15 protein-coding genes are annotated in these 14676 nt (G+C 74.2%); 14 read left to right on the top strand and 1 reads right to left on the bottom strand.

From position 1 onward, the window contains the following. Positions 1–100 precede the first annotated feature (100 nt). Together CNX65_RS33290 and CNX65_RS33285 are read left to right on the top strand one after the other, a co-directional pair. Positions 101–1654, top strand: a complete 1554-nt coding sequence (locus tag CNX65_RS33290) for a 4-coumarate--CoA ligase family protein (RefSeq protein WP_096497244.1) — start codon at positions 101–103, stop codon at positions 1652–1654. A 287-nt stretch (positions 1655–1941) separates the two neighbouring features. Beyond that, positions 1942–2688 carry a phosphoglyceromutase gene (locus tag CNX65_RS33285; RefSeq protein WP_015805427.1) on the top strand — a complete coding sequence of 249 codons (747 nt, stop codon included), beginning with the start codon at positions 1942–1944 and terminating at the stop codon, positions 2686–2688. 108 nt (positions 2689–2796) lie between these two features. On the opposite strand, the gene CNX65_RS33280 is transcribed toward CNX65_RS33285, so the two are convergent. Continuing rightward, positions 2797–3432, bottom strand: a complete 636-nt coding sequence (locus tag CNX65_RS33280; protein WP_096497243.1) for a helix-turn-helix domain-containing protein — start codon at positions 3430–3432, stop codon at positions 2797–2799. A 78-nt stretch (positions 3433–3510) separates the two neighbouring features. Between CNX65_RS33280 and CNX65_RS33275 the strand changes: the two genes are divergently transcribed. From CNX65_RS33275 to CNX65_RS33215, 12 genes are all read left to right on the top strand, one after another. Beyond that, the gene (locus CNX65_RS33275) at positions 3511–4338 is read left to right on the top strand and encodes an oxidoreductase (RefSeq protein WP_096497242.1); all 828 of its coding nucleotides are present in this window, start codon (positions 3511–3513) and stop codon (positions 4336–4338) included. Positions 4339–4446: 108 nt separating this feature from the next. Next, positions 4447–5631 (top strand): sensor histidine kinase, encoded by a 1185-nt coding sequence (locus CNX65_RS33270; RefSeq protein WP_096497241.1) that lies wholly within the window; start codon positions 4447–4449, stop codon positions 5629–5631. Then, positions 5628–6308 (top strand): response regulator transcription factor, encoded by a 681-nt coding sequence (locus CNX65_RS33265; RefSeq protein ID WP_096497240.1) that lies wholly within the window; start codon positions 5628–5630, stop codon positions 6306–6308. The genes CNX65_RS33270 and CNX65_RS33265 overlap by 4 nt, the downstream gene beginning before the upstream one ends. A gap of 27 nt (positions 6309–6335) precedes the next feature. Beyond that, on the top strand, positions 6336–7346 hold the full coding sequence (locus CNX65_RS33260; protein WP_096498119.1) for a Ppx/GppA phosphatase family protein: 1011 nt from the start codon (positions 6336–6338) through the stop codon (positions 7344–7346). Then, complete coding sequence (locus tag CNX65_RS36525) at positions 7346–8776, top strand: hypothetical protein (protein ID WP_177154555.1); 1431 nt, start codon at positions 7346–7348, stop codon at positions 8774–8776. Before CNX65_RS33260 ends, CNX65_RS36525 begins: the two co-directional genes overlap by 1 nt. Further along, a complete protein-coding gene (locus tag CNX65_RS33250; RefSeq protein WP_096497239.1) occupies positions 8773–9606 on the top strand; it encodes a sugar phosphate isomerase/epimerase family protein in 834 nt (277 codons plus the stop codon). Before CNX65_RS36525 ends, CNX65_RS33250 begins: the two co-directional genes overlap by 4 nt. A 10-nt stretch (positions 9607–9616) precedes the next feature. After that, a complete protein-coding gene (locus tag CNX65_RS33245) occupies positions 9617–10477 on the top strand; it encodes a proline dehydrogenase family protein (protein WP_096498118.1) in 861 nt (286 codons plus the stop codon). A gap of 35 nt (positions 10478–10512) precedes the next feature. After that, positions 10513–11313, top strand: a complete 801-nt coding sequence (locus CNX65_RS33240) for a thioesterase family protein (protein WP_096497238.1) — start codon at positions 10513–10515, stop codon at positions 11311–11313. Positions 11314–11788: 475 nt separating this feature from the next. Continuing rightward, a complete protein-coding gene (gene proC / locus CNX65_RS33235) occupies positions 11789–12601 on the top strand; it encodes a pyrroline-5-carboxylate reductase (RefSeq protein ID WP_096497237.1) in 813 nt (270 codons plus the stop codon). Between the two features lie 131 nt (positions 12602–12732). Continuing rightward, positions 12733–12945 carry a helix-turn-helix domain-containing protein gene (locus CNX65_RS33230; RefSeq protein ID WP_015805416.1) on the top strand — a complete coding sequence of 71 codons (213 nt, stop codon included), beginning with the start codon at positions 12733–12735 and terminating at the stop codon, positions 12943–12945. 167 nt (positions 12946–13112) lie between these two features. Then, the gene (locus CNX65_RS33225) at positions 13113–13214 is read left to right on the top strand and encodes a 30S ribosomal protein bS22 (protein WP_015105422.1); all 102 of its coding nucleotides are present in this window, start codon (positions 13113–13115) and stop codon (positions 13212–13214) included. A 320-nt stretch (positions 13215–13534) separates the two neighbouring features. Next, the gene (locus CNX65_RS33215) at positions 13535–14572 is read left to right on the top strand and encodes an NAD-dependent epimerase/dehydratase family protein (protein ID WP_096497235.1); all 1038 of its coding nucleotides are present in this window, start codon (positions 13535–13537) and stop codon (positions 14570–14572) included. Positions 14573–14676: the final 104 nt, after the last annotated feature.

The following is a 14676-nucleotide window of genomic DNA, read 5'->3' as shown; positions in this document are numbered from 1 at the left end:
GTTAAGTAACGGCGTAGTCGTCACTCCCAGTGTCTTGACCCGGTAGTGTGGCTTGGATCACCATGACGGCCGAAGCCGCCGAGCGAATGAGGCACCGCCCATGGTCTTCCGCAGTCCGCTCCCCGATGTCGTGGTCCCGGACCTCCCGCTGCACCGCTACCTGTTCGAGGACCTGGGCGAGCGCGCCGACCGCGTCGCGCTGGTGGACGGCGCGACCGGCGCCGAGACCACCTACGCCGCCCTCGCCGCCTCCGTCGAGCGGTTCGCCGCGGGGCTCGCCGCGCGCGGGGTCGGCAGGGGCGACGTCGTGGGGCTGATCAGCCCGAACACCCCCGCCTACGCCACCGCGTTCCACGGCGTGCTGCGCGCCGGGGCCGCCGTCACCACGGTCAACGCGCTCTACACGGTCGACGAGATCGCCCACCAGCTCGCCGACGCGGGCGCGAAGCTGCTGCTCACCGTGTCGCCGCTGCTGCCGCAGTCGGCCGCCGCCGCCGAGAAGGCCGGCGTCGCCGACGTCGTCGTGCTGGACGGCGCCGAGGGCTACCCGAGCGCGGCCGACCTGCTCGCCTGCCGGGACCCGGCCCCCGAGGACCTCGCGGGTCCCGAGGACCTGGCCGTGCTGCCGTACTCCTCGGGCACCACCGGCCGGGCCAAGGGCGTCATGCTCACCCACCGGAACCTGGTCGCCAACGTCGCCCAGTGCGAGCCCGCGCTCGGCCTCGGGCCGGGCAACCGGGTGCTCGCGGTGCTGCCGTTCTTCCACATCTACGGGATGAACGTGCTGATGAACATGTCCCTCGCGGTCGGCGCGCGGGTGGTGACGATGCCGAGGTTCGACCTGCCGGAGTTCCTGCGGGTCATCGCCGAGCACCGCACCGACCGGGTCTACATCGCCCCGCCGGTCGCCGTGGCGCTGGCCAAGCACCCGCTGGTCGACCAGTACGACCTGTCCGCCGTGGACACCGTGTTCTCCGGCGCGGCCCCGCTGGACGCCGCGCTGGGCGAGGCGGTCGCCGCCCGGTTGGGCTGCCGGGTCGTGCAGGGCTACGGCATGACCGAGATGAGCCCGGTCAGCCACGCGACCCCGCCGGACGCCACCGACGTGCCGATCGGGACGGTCGGCGTGCCGATCCCGAACATGGAGTGCCGCCTGGTCGACCCGGCCACCGGCGAGGACGTGACCGACCGCGGCGAGCTGTGGTGCCGGGGCCCGAACGTGATGAAGGGCTACCTGAACAACCCGGACGCCACCGCCGCGACCCTCGACGAGGACGGCTGGCTGCGCACCGGCGACGTCGCGGAGATCGACGCGAACGGGCACGTGTCGATCGTCGACCGGGTCAAGGAGCTGATCAAGTACAAGGGCTACCAGGTGCCGCCCGCCGAGCTGGAGGCCCTGCTGCTGACCCACCCGGCCATCGCGGACGCGGCGGTCATCGGCGCGCGCGACGCGGACGGCGAGGAGATCCCGAAGGCGTTCGTGGTGCGCCAGCCGGGCGCGGAGCTGGACGCGGCCGGGGTGATGTCCTACGTGGCCGAGCGCGTCGCGCCGCACAAGAAGGTGCGGGCGGTGGAGTTCATCGACGCGGTGCCGAAGTCGGCGTCCGGGAAGATCCTGCGCAAGGACCTGAGGGCGCGCGAGCGGGCGTGACGGCGGCGGTGGGGCCGCGGCGCCCGCGGCCCCACCACCCCTGTGACTTAGCTCTCCCGAACGGGTCCGTCCGGTCGGGACGGTCGACGAGCGGCCCCCCGGCGTCCGCGGGGCGGCCCCGAGGGTGACCGGGTGGGCCGCCCCGCCCACCCGATTCCCCCTGCGGCGCCTGCGTTCCGCGCCCGAACGGCCGCGCCCCGCCACCGCGCGCCACCGACCGCGCGCCTCCTCGATCGGTTCAGCCCCGCCCCGGCGCGCCCCCGTCACCCATCTGGCAGGCTGGCGCCATGGCTGTCGGAACCCTGGTGCTGCTCCGCCACGGCGAGAGCGTGTGGAACGCGGAGAACCTCTTCACCGGCTGGGTGGACGTCCCCCTGTCGGAGAAGGGCGTTCAGGAGGCGAAGCGCGGTGGCGCCCTGCTGCGCGACGCCGGTCTCCTGCCCGAGGTGGTGCACACCTCGCTGCTGCGCCGCGCGATCGCCACGGCGAACCTCGCGCTCGACGCCGCCGACCGGCACTGGATCCCGGTTCGCCGGGACTGGCGCCTGAACGAGCGGCACTACGGCGCGCTGCAGGGCAAGAACAAGAAGCAGACGCTGGAGGAGTTCGGCGAGGAGCAGTTCATGCTCTGGCGCCGCTCCTACGACACCCCGCCGCCGCCCATCACGCCCGGCACCGAGTTCAGCCAGGACGCTGACCCGCGCTACGCGGGCCTCGGCCCCGACCTGCCGCCGACCGAGTGCCTGCTCGACGTCGTGAAGCGGATGATCCCGTACTGGGAGACCGAGATCGTGCCCGACCTGCGCGCGGGCAGGACCGTGCTGGTCGCCGCGCACGGCAACTCGCTGCGCGCCCTCGTCAAGCACCTCGACGGCGTCTCCGACGAGGCCATCGCGGGCCTGAACATCCCCACGGGCATCCCGCTGCGCTACGACCTGGACGAGGACCTGAAGCCGACCAACCCCGGCGGCACCTACCTCGACCCGGACGCCGCGGCCGACGCCATCAAGGCCGTCGCCAACCAGGGTCGCTGACCCCGGCCACCGGCACGAGCTGATCCGGCCCCGGTTCAGCGCTGACACCAGCGCTGAACCGGGGCCGGTCCACGTCCGGGGCCCCACCAGGACCCCACCCGCCACCGGTCACAGCAACCCCAGCTCGCGGGCCCGCGCCCCGGCCTGGAACCGCGACGACGCGCCCAGCGCCGCCATCAGTTCCGCCACCCGCCGCCGGTAGGTGCGCACCGACATCCCCAGCTCCCGCGCCGCCGCGTCGTCCGTCCACCCCCGGTTCAGCGCGTCCGCCACCCCCGGCGCGACCGCCCGCAGCTCCGCCATCGCCCCCGCGTGCTCGGACAGCTCGTCCCCGGACTCCCACGCCGCCTCGAACAGCGAGGTGATCCCGCTCAGCAGCTGCGGCTCGGTGACCACGGTGTACCCGCGCGGCCCGCGCGAGCGGTCGCCCGCCAGGATCGCCACCCGGTCGTCCAGCAGGATCGTCTCGTTCACCTCGTGCCGGGACAGCCGCACCCGCGCGCCCGCCGACAGCACCGCCTCGACGTGCCCGGCCCACGCCGGGTCGAGCAGCGCGCCGAGCCGGAACAGCTTGCGCACGCCGGTGCTCGGCCGCTGCCGCGACATCACCCCGCCCCGGTGCGCCGCGACCCACGTGACCAGCTCGTTCGCCGCGCACGACAGGGTCCCCGCCGACGCGAACAGGTGCGCCGTCCGGTCGTACAGCTCCGCCTCGCCGTGCACCACGGCGATCCCGCCGGTCATCCCGCTCACCCCACCGAGGATGGCAGGAAGCTGCCACCGGATGACAGCCGCTGCCGTCGGGGGGCAGGCTCTCCGACCATGGACATGCTCAAGCTCAACCGGGTCGGCTACGGGGCCATGCAGCTCGCTGGCCCCGGCGTCTACGGGCCGCCCGCCGACCCCGCCGCCGCCGTCGCCGTGCTCCGCCGCGCCGTCGAACTGGGGATCGACCACCTCGACACCAGCGACTTCTACGGCCCGCACGTCGTCAACGAGCTCATCAAGGAGGCCCTGCACCCGTACCCGGAGCACCTGGTGCTGGTCACCAAGGTCGGCTACGTGCGCAACGAGGCCAAGGACTGGGTGCCCGCCCACGGCTCCGACCAGCTGCGCGAGGCCGTGCACAGCAACCTGCGCACGCTCGGCGTCGACCGGATCGACGTGGTGAACCTGCGCGTCGGCGGCCCGCACGGCCCCGAGGACCGCGACGTCGAGCGCGAGTTCACGGTCCTGGCCGAGCTGCGCGAGCAGGGCCTCATCGGCGAGCTGGGGGTCAGCAACGCCACCCGGTCCCAGCTGGACCAGGCGCGCTCGATCGCGCCCGTCGCGTGCGTGCAGAACATGTACAACATCGCCCAGCGCGAGGACGACGCCCTGCTCGACCACACCACCGCCGAGGGCATCGCGTACGTCCCGTTCTTCCCCCTGGGTGGCTTCTCCCCGCTCCAGCACGCGGCGCTCGCCTCGGTCGCGGAGCGCCACGGCGCGACCGACCGGCAGGTCGCCCTCGCCTGGCTGCTGCACCGCGCGCCGAACGTGCTGCTGATCCCCGGCACGTCGTCCGTGCGTCACCTGGAGGAGAACACGGCGGCCGGCCAGTTGCGGCTGTCCGAACAGGACATGGCTGACTTGGACACGACTGGGTGAACTGGGGCTATCGCACGGGCGAACTTGACCCGCGAAAGGTGTCGTGGGCATCACGAACCGCGCACGCGCACTAGGCCGAACCCCTGTAGGGCTGCTTACGATGCGTGGGTGAGCGCAGCGGGTTACCTCGCCCTGGCGATCGGCGTTCTGCTGATCGGTGGTGCGGCGTTCTTCCTGGGACGTGCTTCGGCGCGCGGGAAGGACCGCCGCCCCTCCGGGCTGACCGTGGCGGACCTCATGGCGATGGTCGTCCGCTCCTCGCACGACGGCATCGTCGTGCTCAACGGCTTCGGCGACGTGGTGCTGCACAACCAGCGAGCCGAGGACCTCGGCGTGGTGCGCAACAACCGCGTCGACGACCGGGCGCGGACCGCCGCCGAGCGCACCCGCGCCACCGGTGAGCCCGTCGCCGTCGACCTGTCGCCCCTGGAGGTCAGGGGGCGCCAGCCGGAGGCCGTGCACGCCAGGGTCATGGTCCTGACCGACGAGTTCGTCGTGGTGGACGCCTCCGACGAGTCCGAGTCGGTCCGCCTGGAGGCCACCCGCCGGGACTTCGTCGCGAACGTCAGCCACGAGCTCAAGACCCCGGTGGGCGCGCTCGCGCTGCTCGCCGAGGCCGTGCTCGACGCCGCGGACGACCGGGAGGAGGTCCGCCGGTTCAGCGCGAAGATCATGCAGGAGGCCACCCGGCTGGGCGCCCTGGTCACCGAGCTGATCGCGCTCTCCCGGCTGCAGGGCGCCGAGCGGCTGCCCGAGCTGAGCGACGTGGACGTGGACGTGGTCGTCTCCGAGGCGCTCAGCCGCACCCGGCTGTCCGCCGAGTCCGCGGGCATCAAGGTCGGCACCGACGACGCGAGCGGCCTGTCCGTCGAGGGCGACCGCACCCTCCTGGTGACCGCGCTGAGCAACCTGCTGGAGAACGCCATCGCGTACTCCCCGCCCGGCAGCCCCGTCTCGGTCAGCCGCAGGCTCGTCGACGGCTGCGTCGAGATCGCCGTCACCGACCGGGGCATCGGCATCGCCGAGGACCAGCAGACCCGCGTGTTCGAGCGCTTCTACCGGGTCGACCGGGCCCGCTCGCGCGCCACCGGCGGCACCGGCCTCGGGCTGGCCATCGTCAAGCACGTGGCCAACAACCACGGCGGCGAGGTGAAGCTGTGGAGCCGCCCCGGCACCGGCTCGACCTTCACGCTGCGCATCCCGGCCGACCGCACGGCCCAGAACGACGTTCCCGACCGGGAACCGGCCGCGCGCGCCACCACCGGCGCGGGCAACCACGGAGGAGAGCTGTGACCAGGGTGCTCATCGTGGAGGACGAGGAGTCCTTCGCCGATCCGCTCGCCTTCCTGCTCCGCAAGGAGGGCTTCACCGCCGCGCTGGCCGCCACCGGCCCCGAGGCGCTGGAGGAGTTCGACCGCAACGGCGCCGACATCGTCCTGCTCGACCTGATGCTCCCCGGCATGAGCGGCACCGACGTCTGCAAGCAGCTGCGCCAGCGCTCGGCCGTCCCGGTGATCATGGTCACGGCGCGGGACAGCGAGATCGACAAGGTGGTCGGGCTGGAGCTCGGCGCCGACGACTACGTCACCAAGCCCTACTCCGCGCGCGAGCTGATCGCCCGGATCCGCGCCGTGCTGCGCCGCGGCGGCGAGTCCGAGGAGCTGTTGCCGCAGGTCCTGGAGGCGGGGCCGGTCCGGATGGACGTCGAGCGGCACGTCGTGACTGTCAACGGTGAAGAAGTCGCGCTGCCCCTCAAGGAGTTCGACCTGCTGGAGTACCTCCTGCGCAACGTGGGCCGGGTGCTCACGCGCGGTCAGCTCATCGACCGGGTGTGGGGCGCGGACTACGTCGGTGATACGAAGACGCTGGACGTGCACGTCAAGCGGCTCAGGTCCAAGGTCGAGCCCGACCCGGCCGCACCCCGTCACCTGGTTACCGTGCGAGGTCTGGGCTACAAGTTCGAGTCCTGATCCACCCGACCGGGTACGGTGCTCCGCGTGCGCCTCGGGGTGCTTGACGTCGGTTCCAACACGGTCCACCTGTTGGTGGTGGACGCGCATCGTGGTGCCCACCCAACGCCTGCCCGCTCCGAGAAGTCGGTGCTCCGGCTGGCGGAGCAGCTCGACGGGCGGGGCGACCTCAGCCGTGCGGGCGCGGACCACCTGGTCCGCGCGGTCGCGGCGGCCAAGGCCTCCGCGGAGCGGCTCGGCTGCGCCGAGCTGATGGCGTTCGCCACCTCCGCCGTGCGCGAGGCGGGCAACTCCGCCGCCGTGCTGGAGCGGGTGCGCGAGGAGACCGGCGTCGAGCTGGAGGTCCTCTCGGGGGAGGACGAGGCGCGGCACACGTTCCTGGCGGTCCGCCGCTGGCACGGCTGGTCGGCGGGCAGGCTGCTGTGCCTGGACATCGGCGGCGGGTCGCTGGAGCTGGCGGCGGGGATGGACGAGGAGCCGGAGACGGCCCTGTCCGTCCCGCTGGGCGCGGGCAGGCTGACCCGCACCCGGTTCCGCAAGGACCCGCCGGGCAGGACCGAGATCCGCGAGACCTCCGAGTGGCTGGACGGGCAGCTGGCCCCGGTCGCGCGCGAGCTGCTGGCGGGAGGGCGGCCCGACCGGGCCGTCGCCACGTCGAAGACGTTCCGCACGCTGGCGCGCCTCACCGGGGCCGCGCCGTCGTCCGCCGGTCCGCGCGCGCGCCGCGTGCTGACCGCCGCGGGCCTGCGGCAGCTCGTCGCGTTCATCTCGCGGATGTCGTCGCACGACCTCGCCGAGCTGGAGGGGGTGAGCCCGTCGCGCGCGCACCAGCTCGTGGCGGGCGCGCTGGTGGCCGAGGCCGCCATGCGGGCCCTGTCACTCGGTGAGCTGGAGATCTGCCCGTGGGCGCTGAGGGAGGGTGTCATCCTGCGCCGACTGGACCAGACTGGTGGTCCGGAGCAGGGCACCTCCGAGGCGCCCACCAAGCGGTCGGGTGAGACTGGACGGACTGGCCGCCACGGGGCACGGTGGAGTTGATGAGTCGAGAGAGCGAGTCGGAGCAGACCACGCGCACGGTCGCGGAGCTGCTTGCCCAGTACGGCGGCAAGGCGGGAGAAGACGCCAAGCCCCGCAGGAGGCGCCGCCGCGCGGAGGAAGACGCCTCGGAGACGACGGGACCGCAGGCGATAATCGACCGCGTCTCGACGGACAGCGCCCGCATGGCGCCGGTCCGCGAGGAGGACGTCCCGGAGGCGCCCCCGCCGCCCCCCGCGCCGCCGCGCGCGGCGCCGGGGCTGCCGCAGCGACCGCCCCGGCGCCAGCCGCAGCCGCCGGTCGAGGAGCACGCCCCCTACCAGGACGAGCGCGGCTACCAGGACGAGCGCGCGGGCTACGACGAGCGGGCCGGGTACGACGAGCGCGGTCACCAGGACGAGCGCACCACCTACCAGCCCCCGGTGGCCCCCTCGCCCCCGCCGGTGGCCCCCCCGCCGCCGGTGCGGCGCGGCCCCGCCGTCGACCCGGCCGAGGAGACCCGCGTGGTCCCCCCGATCGTCGACGACGAGCCCCCGCCGCCGCCCCCCATGCCCGCGTCCCGGCGCGCCCGCAAGCAGGCGCAGGCCGAGGCGCAGCGCGCCGCCGAGCGCACCGCGCTGGAGCGCCCCGTGGCCGACCGGCTCGGCGGTGTCCCCGCGGCGTCGGCCGAGGCGACCCAGCTGGACATGCAGGGCGTCGAGGCGCCCGAGCGGCCCGTCGACCGGCTGAACCCGGCCGTCAGGCCGCCCGCCCCCGGACGGCCGGGCGCGCCGCCGCGCGAGGCGGTCACCGAGATCCTGCCGAGGGTCCCCGACCAGCTGGTGCCGAACGTGCCGCTGGAGTCGATGCCGACCGAGTCGGTGCTGATCGTGCCACCCGCGCCGACGCGGATGCCCGAGCCGCTGCCCGACCAGACCTCCGAGGACTGGTTCGGCGACGCGCTCGACTCGGACACCCCGCCCGGCGCGCCCAAGCCCCCGCAGGGCGGGGACGCGCAGCTCCAGCAGGGCACCGAGTTCCACGAGTTCGTGGACGAGGACGACGAGGCCCTCGCCGACCCCGAGGACGAGCCGAGGCCCAAGAAGGCCAAGAAGGCGCGCAAGGCCGCGTCCGACGGCCCCGCGGGGCTGTCCGACGTGGACGAGCTGGACGAGGACGAGGCCCCGCGCTCGCCCGCCAAGGAGTGGCTGGTCATGATCGGCCAGCTCGCCGTCGGCGTGGTCGGCGGCGCGGCGCTGTGGCTCGGGTTCAGCTTCCTGTGGCGCACCCTCGCGCCCGCCGCGCTCGTCGTCGCGCTGGCCGTCACGGTCGGCCTCGTGCTGCTGGTGCGCCGCATCCGCCGCGCCGACGACCTGGGCACCACGGTCCTCGCGGTCCTGGTCGGCCTGATCGTCACGGTGTCCCCCGCGGCGATGCTGCTGGTGAAGTCGTGAGCGGGAGGCCCCCGGCCAGGGAGGTCCCGGCCAGGAAGATCCCGGTCGGGCTCTCCACCGCATCGGTGTGGCCCCAGCCCGCCGCCTCGGCCTTCGAGTCGGCGGCCGAGCTGGGCTACGACGGCGTCGAGGTCATGGTCTGGGCCGACCCGGTCAGCCAGGACGTGGCCGCGCTCGGCAGGCTGGTGGAGCGCAGCGGCGTCCCCGTGCTGGCCGTGCACGCCCCGTGCCTGCTGATCAGCCAGCGGGTGTGGTCGTCCGACCCGGTGGAGCGGTTGCGGCGCAGCGTGCGCGCGGCCACCGAGCTGGGCGCGCCGACCGTGGTGCTGCACCCGCCGTTCATCTGGCAGCGCCGCTACGCCGAGGTGTTCCCGGCGCTGGTGGCCGAGCTGGAGGACCAGACCGGCATCGCGATCGCCGTGGAGAACATGTTCCCGGTGCGCAGCGGCCTCGGCCGCGGCCGGTCGGTGGCCATGACGGCGTTCAAGCCCTCGATCGACCCGACCGACGTCGGGCACCGGCACTACACGCTCGACCTGTCCCACACGGCCGCCGCGCAGATGGACGCGCTGGAGCTGGCCAAGCGGATGGGTGACGGGCTCACCCACGTGCACCTGGCGGACGGCAGCGGGGCCTCCAAGGACGAGCACATGGTGCCCGGCCGGGGCAACCAGCCGTGCGCGCAGCTGTGCGAGGGCCTGGCCAGCGGCGGGTTCGCCGGGCAGGTGGTGCTGGAGGTGAACACCCGCAAGGCCCGCAGCACCGCCGAGCGCACCGAGATGCTGAACGAGGCGCTGCTCTTCGCGCGCCTGCACCTGGAGTGGCGCTAACCTCTTGATCGTGAAACCGCCCCGCGCGCTGCTCCCGTCCGCCGCGCGCAGGTTCGCGGCCGGCCTGACCGGCTCCGACGCCGTCGCCACCGCGACCTCGCTGGTCGACCTGGGCTTCCGGGTGACCCTGGTGCGCTGCGCGGGCCCCTCGGCCGACCGGGAGTCCGCCGAGTCCGCCGTCCAGGCCGACCTGGAGCTGCTCGACCTGCTGCACGCCACCGGCCTGGCCTGCGACACCGACGTGGCCGTGCCGCTCAGCGCCGTCGGCCTGCTCGTGGACGAGCGCCTGGCCCTGGACAACGCCTCCCGGCTCGCCGCCGCAGCCGCCCAGTGCGGCACCACCGTCACCCTGGAGGCCGACGGCCACGTGGACGTCGACGCCCTCCTGCGCGTGCTCGGCGAGGTGCGCCGGGAGTGGCCGGGCACCGCCGTCGCCCTGAGGGCCGCGCTGCTGCGCACCGAGGACGACTGCGCGGCGCTCGCGGGCAGCCGCGTCCGGCTGGACCGGGGCGGCCCGCGCGAGCCCGGCTCGGTGGCCCGCACCGACCCGCACGCCGCGGACCTGGCCTACGTCCGCTGCCTCAACGCCCTGCTGGAGGCGGACGGCAACCCGGTGTTCGCCACGCACGACCCGAGGCTGCTGGAGATCGCGGGCGAGCGCGCCCGCTGGTTCGGCCGGGAGCCCGGCGAGTACGAGCTGCAACTGCCGCTGGGCGTGCGCACGGCGGAGCGGGACCGGTTGGCGGCGGCGGGCGACGTGGTGTGCGTGCGCGCCCCGTACGGCCCGGCGTGGGCCGACCGCCTCGACCGGGTGGTCGAGCGCCCGGCCGACGTCGCGCTCCTGCTGCGCGGCCTGGTCGGCCGCGCGTGAGCCCCAGGGGCCCCGCGCCCACCCCGAGGAGCACCGTGCCGTTCTCCCAGGCCAGCGCCGTCCGCCCGCTGGGCGACGGCACCTACACCGCGGCGCTGCCCGCGGAGTGGACCACCGGCCAGTCCCCGCACGGCGGCTTCCTGCTGGCCGTGCTGGCCCGCGCAGCCGCCCACGCCGCGACCGCGCCGAACACCCAGCCCGCCCCACTGGCGGTCTCCGCCCAGTTCCTGCGGGCCGCCGAGGTGGGCCCGGTCCTGATCCGCACCTCGGTCCGCAGGGCGGGCCGGGCGGCGGCGGTGGTGACGTGCGCGCTGGAGCAGCGCGGCCAGACCTGCGTGGAGGCCGCCGTGACGGTGGGCGCCCCGCCCACGTCGGTGGAGTACGCGGACCTGCCGGACCTGGCCGCGTCGCCCCCGCAGGACGCCGTGGACGTGTCGGCGCTGGCCCCCGAGGGCGGCCTGCGCCTGGCGGGTGCGTGCGAGCTGCGCCTGGACCCGGTCAGCGCGGGCTTCCTGCGCGGCAGGGCGGCGGGCCCGCTCCTGCTGCGCCTGTGGGCCCGCCCGCTGGGCGAGCAGCCGGACCCGTACTTCGCCCTGGTCACCGGCGACGTCCCGGTGCCGGTGACGGTCAACCTGGGCAGGCGGGGCTGGTCCCCCGCCGTGCAACTCACCGCCCTGGTCCGCTCCGCGCCCGCGGCAGGCGGCTGGCTGCGCCTCCAGGTGACCTGCAGAGCCGTGCACGGCCAGTGGTACGACGAGGACGTGGTGGTCGTCGACGCCGCAGGCAAGCTGGTTCTCCAGTCCCGCAAACTGGCACTCACCCCACCCCCCGCCTGACCCCACCCCCCGCCTGACTCCGCCACCAGCCCGAGCCCTCGCCAGCCCAACCGCCCCGGGACCGTCCACAAGCTGACCGCCTCGCGGGCTGCAGGGCGAGCGCAGCGAGCCCGCAGCCACCCCATCCCGCGTCCCTCTTCTCCGTTTGGCCTGGCGAAGCCCAAGCGCGCTTGTCAAGATGCCGCCGCACTGCCCGGAAGACCGGGGTGCCCAACGGCGTCTTGACAAGTGTGCTTGCCTGAAAGGAGGCCAAACGGAGAAGAGGGACCCCGCCCACCGCAGTAGTACAACGGGACCACAAGACCAACGGTCACCGGCCGGCAGAGCCCTGTCCCCTCTTTTTTGGAGGTCTGCCCCGCCGGCGAGGCGTGCTTGTAGCTCTTCCCCTCACGGCGCTCCTCCCCCCGCAGCGCTCCCCCCGCAGCGCTCCTCACCCCCCACAGCACCCTCCCCCCGTCATGGCACCCTTGCCCCCATGACGACGATCGCTGTGCTGGGCGCGGGCAAGATCGGTGAGGCCCTGCTCTCCGGCCTGCTGGACGGTGGCCGGGACGCCGCCTCGCTCCTGTTCACCGAGAAGCACCCCGGTCGGGGCGCCGAGCTGTCCGCCCGGTACGGCGTGGAGGCCGTCAGCGTGCCCGACGCCGCCGCCCGCGCCGACGTCCTGGTCGTCGCCGTCAAGCCGCAGGACATCGAGCCGCTCCTGGCCGACCTCGCCCCCTCCCTCAAGCCCGACACCCTGGTCGTCTCCCTCTGCGCAGGCCTGCCGACCTCCCTCTACGAGTCGCGCCTGCCCGCGGGCACCCCGGTGGTCCGGGTCATGCCGAACACCCCCATGCTCGTCGGCAAGGCCATGAGCGCCATCTCCCCCGGCGCCCACGCCGCCGAGGAGCACCTCGCGCTCGTGGAGGACCTGCTCAGCACCGTCGGCGAGGTCGCCCGCGTCCCCGAGTCGCAGCAGGACGCCGTGACCGCCCTCTCCGGGTCGGGTCCGGCGTACTTCTTCTACCTGGTCGAGGCCATGATCGACGCGGGCATCCTGCTGGGCATCCCGCGCGACCTGGCGGGCAGGCTGATCATCCAGTCCGCCGTGGGCGCCGCCGCCATGCTGGACGAGGGCGGCCAGCACCCGGTGATCCTGCGCGAGGCCGTCACCTCGCCCGCCGGGACCACCATCATGGCCATCCGCGAACTGGAGAGGCACGGCGTCCGCGCCGCCCTCCTGGCCGCCATCGAGGCCGCCCGCGACCGCTCCGCCGAACTCGGCCGGGCCACCGAGGACCGCTGACTCCCCCCGATCCGGCCGTTGGCCGTCGCAGCGGTCACACCACTCCCGTTACCCTCGGAGGAGCACGTGCGTGTCGAACCGCCGGTGGGGAAGCCGACGGCACGACGCGTGTCGAAGGACGCGGTGATGACATGGCTGCGGAGGACAACACGCGCACCGGAATCGGGCAGGTCACGTTCCTGACGGTCGCCGAGGTGGCCCTGGTGATGCGGGTTTCGAAGATGACGGTGTACCGGCTGGTGCACTCCGGCGAGCTGGCCGCGGTGCGGGTCGGCAAGTCGTTCCGGGTGCCCGAGAAGGCGGTGGACGAGTACTTGCGCAACGCGTACTTCGACGCCGGGTGAGGGCGTTCGCCGAGGCCGGGTGTGGCCGTTCGGCGACGCCGGGTGCGGGCGTTCGGCATCGAGCGGGTAAACTCGTAGGCCGTTCGTGCCTGGTGTAGGCGCGCCCTCGTCGTGGGTGCTCCACCAGCGCGTGGAGTCCCTCGACGTCTAGTAGCTAAGGAACCCGCATGGGCTCGGTCATCAAGAAGCGCCGCAAGCGCATGTCGAAGAAGAAGCACCGCAAGCTGCTCCGCAAGACGCGCGTCCAGCGTCGCAAGCGCGGCAAGTAACCCCTGCGGGTCCTCAACTCCGCCGGTCCCCGCCCAGCTGCGGGGACCGGCGGAGTCGTATTGCTCCGGACGGGTGACCCGCTCGGGTCCCCCGGTCCGGCGCCGCCGCCTGCGGGGCGCGCCCGCGAGGGCTCGAACGCCCGCGCCGCCCCTGCTCCGAACGCGCCAGGGCCCCCGTCCCGCCGGCCCGCCGGACCGCGCCTTCGACGCCCCCGGCCCGTCGCGCGGCGGTCGCGGACGGCCGCACGCGCGTAGCATCCGAAGCGTCCTCCCCCGTCAGCGTCCTCCCCCCGTCGCAGGCACCCCGGCACAGGAGTCGAATGGCGCCCAAGGTCGTGCTCGTCACCGGTTGCAGCCGCTTCCTCGGCGGCCACCTCGCCGCGCGCTTCGCCGCCGACCCGAGCGTCGAGCGGGTGCTGGCCGTGGACACCGAGCCGCCGCCGCGCGACGTGCTGCGCCGCATGGGCCGCGCCGAGTTCGTCCGCGCCGACATCCGCAACCCGCTCATCGCCAAGGTCATCTCCTCCGCCGCCGTGGACACGGTCGTGCACGCCTCGGTCACGGCGAACCCGCCGGGGCCCGCCAGGCGCACGGTGCTCAAGGAGATGAACGTGATCGGCACGATGCAGCTGCTGGCCGCGTGCCAGAAGTCGCCGCACGTGCGCAAGCTCGTGGTCAAGTCGACCAGCGCGGTCTACGGGTCCAGCTCGCGCGACCCCGCCGTGTTCACCGAGGAGATGGCGCCGAAGGACCTGCCGACCAGCGGCTACAGCAAGGACGCGGTCGAGGTCGAGAGCTACGTGCGCGGGTTCAGCAGGCGCAGGCCGGACGTGGTCGTCACGATGCTGCGCTTCACCAACTTCATCGGCCCGCGCATCGACACCGTCCTGACCAGGTACTTCGCCCTGCCGGTGGTGCCGACCGTGCTCGGGTACGACGCGCGGGTGCAGGTGCTGCACTCCGAGGACGCGCTGGCGATCATGGAGCGGGCGACCGCGCGGGACCTGCCCGGCGTGTACAACGCGGGCGGGGACGGGGTGCTGCTGCTCTCGCAGGCCATCCGGCGGGCGGGGCGGCTGAACCTGCCGGTGCCGAGCCCCGCGGTGCCGCTGGCGGGCCGGTTGTTCCGGGGCGCGCGGCTGGTGGACTTCTCGGCGGACCAGATGCGGTTCCTGAACTGGGGCAGGGTGGTGGACACCACCCTGTTGAAGGACGAGTTCGGGTTCACCCCCCGGTGGACGACGCAGCAGGCGTTCGACGACTACGTGAACGGGCGCGGGATGCGGCCGGTGATCGACCCGGAGCTGGTGGCCGGGGTGGAGCGCGGGGTGCTGGACGTGGCGGCGCGGTTCCGGTGAGCGCCGGGCCGGTGGTGGGCCGGTCGTCGGACCGGGTGGTGGTGGTGGGGCCGCTGGGCGGTCCCGGACGGGTCGTGGACCGGCGGGGCGCCGCCGGGTGGACG

The organism is Actinosynnema pretiosum, from assembly GCF_002354875.1.
Taxonomy (GTDB): Bacteria; Actinomycetota; Actinomycetes; order Mycobacteriales; family Pseudonocardiaceae; genus Actinosynnema; species Actinosynnema auranticum.
The sequence above is the reverse complement of the archived record's forward strand: the minus strand, read 5'-3'. Positions and strand labels throughout refer to the sequence as shown.

What these genes read in the sequence shown, in the direction of transcription:
- CNX65_RS33215 (WP_096497235.1), top strand. Translation starts at nt 13,535, where the DNA reads ATGGCGCCCAAGGTCGTGCTCGTCACCGGTTGCAGCCGCTTCCTCGGC.
- CNX65_RS33280 (WP_096497243.1), bottom strand. Translation starts at nt 3,432, where the DNA reads ATGACCGGCGGGATCGCCGTGGTGCACGGCGAGGCGGAGCTGTACGAC.
- proC (WP_096497237.1), top strand. Translation starts at nt 11,789, where the DNA reads ATGACGACGATCGCTGTGCTGGGCGCGGGCAAGATCGGTGAGGCCCTG.
- CNX65_RS33225 (WP_015105422.1), top strand. Translation starts at nt 13,113, where the DNA reads ATGGGCTCGGTCATCAAGAAGCGCCGCAAGCGCATGTCGAAGAAGAAG.
- CNX65_RS33285 (WP_015805427.1), top strand. Translation starts at nt 1,942, where the DNA reads ATGGCTGTCGGAACCCTGGTGCTGCTCCGCCACGGCGAGAGCGTGTGG.
- CNX65_RS33230 (WP_015805416.1), top strand. Translation starts at nt 12,733, where the DNA reads ATGGCTGCGGAGGACAACACGCGCACCGGAATCGGGCAGGTCACGTTC.
- CNX65_RS33275 (WP_096497242.1), top strand. Translation starts at nt 3,511, where the DNA reads ATGGACATGCTCAAGCTCAACCGGGTCGGCTACGGGGCCATGCAGCTC.
- CNX65_RS33290 (WP_096497244.1), top strand. Translation starts at nt 101, where the DNA reads ATGGTCTTCCGCAGTCCGCTCCCCGATGTCGTGGTCCCGGACCTCCCG.
- CNX65_RS36525 (WP_177154555.1), top strand. Translation starts at nt 7,346, where the DNA reads ATGAGTCGAGAGAGCGAGTCGGAGCAGACCACGCGCACGGTCGCGGAG.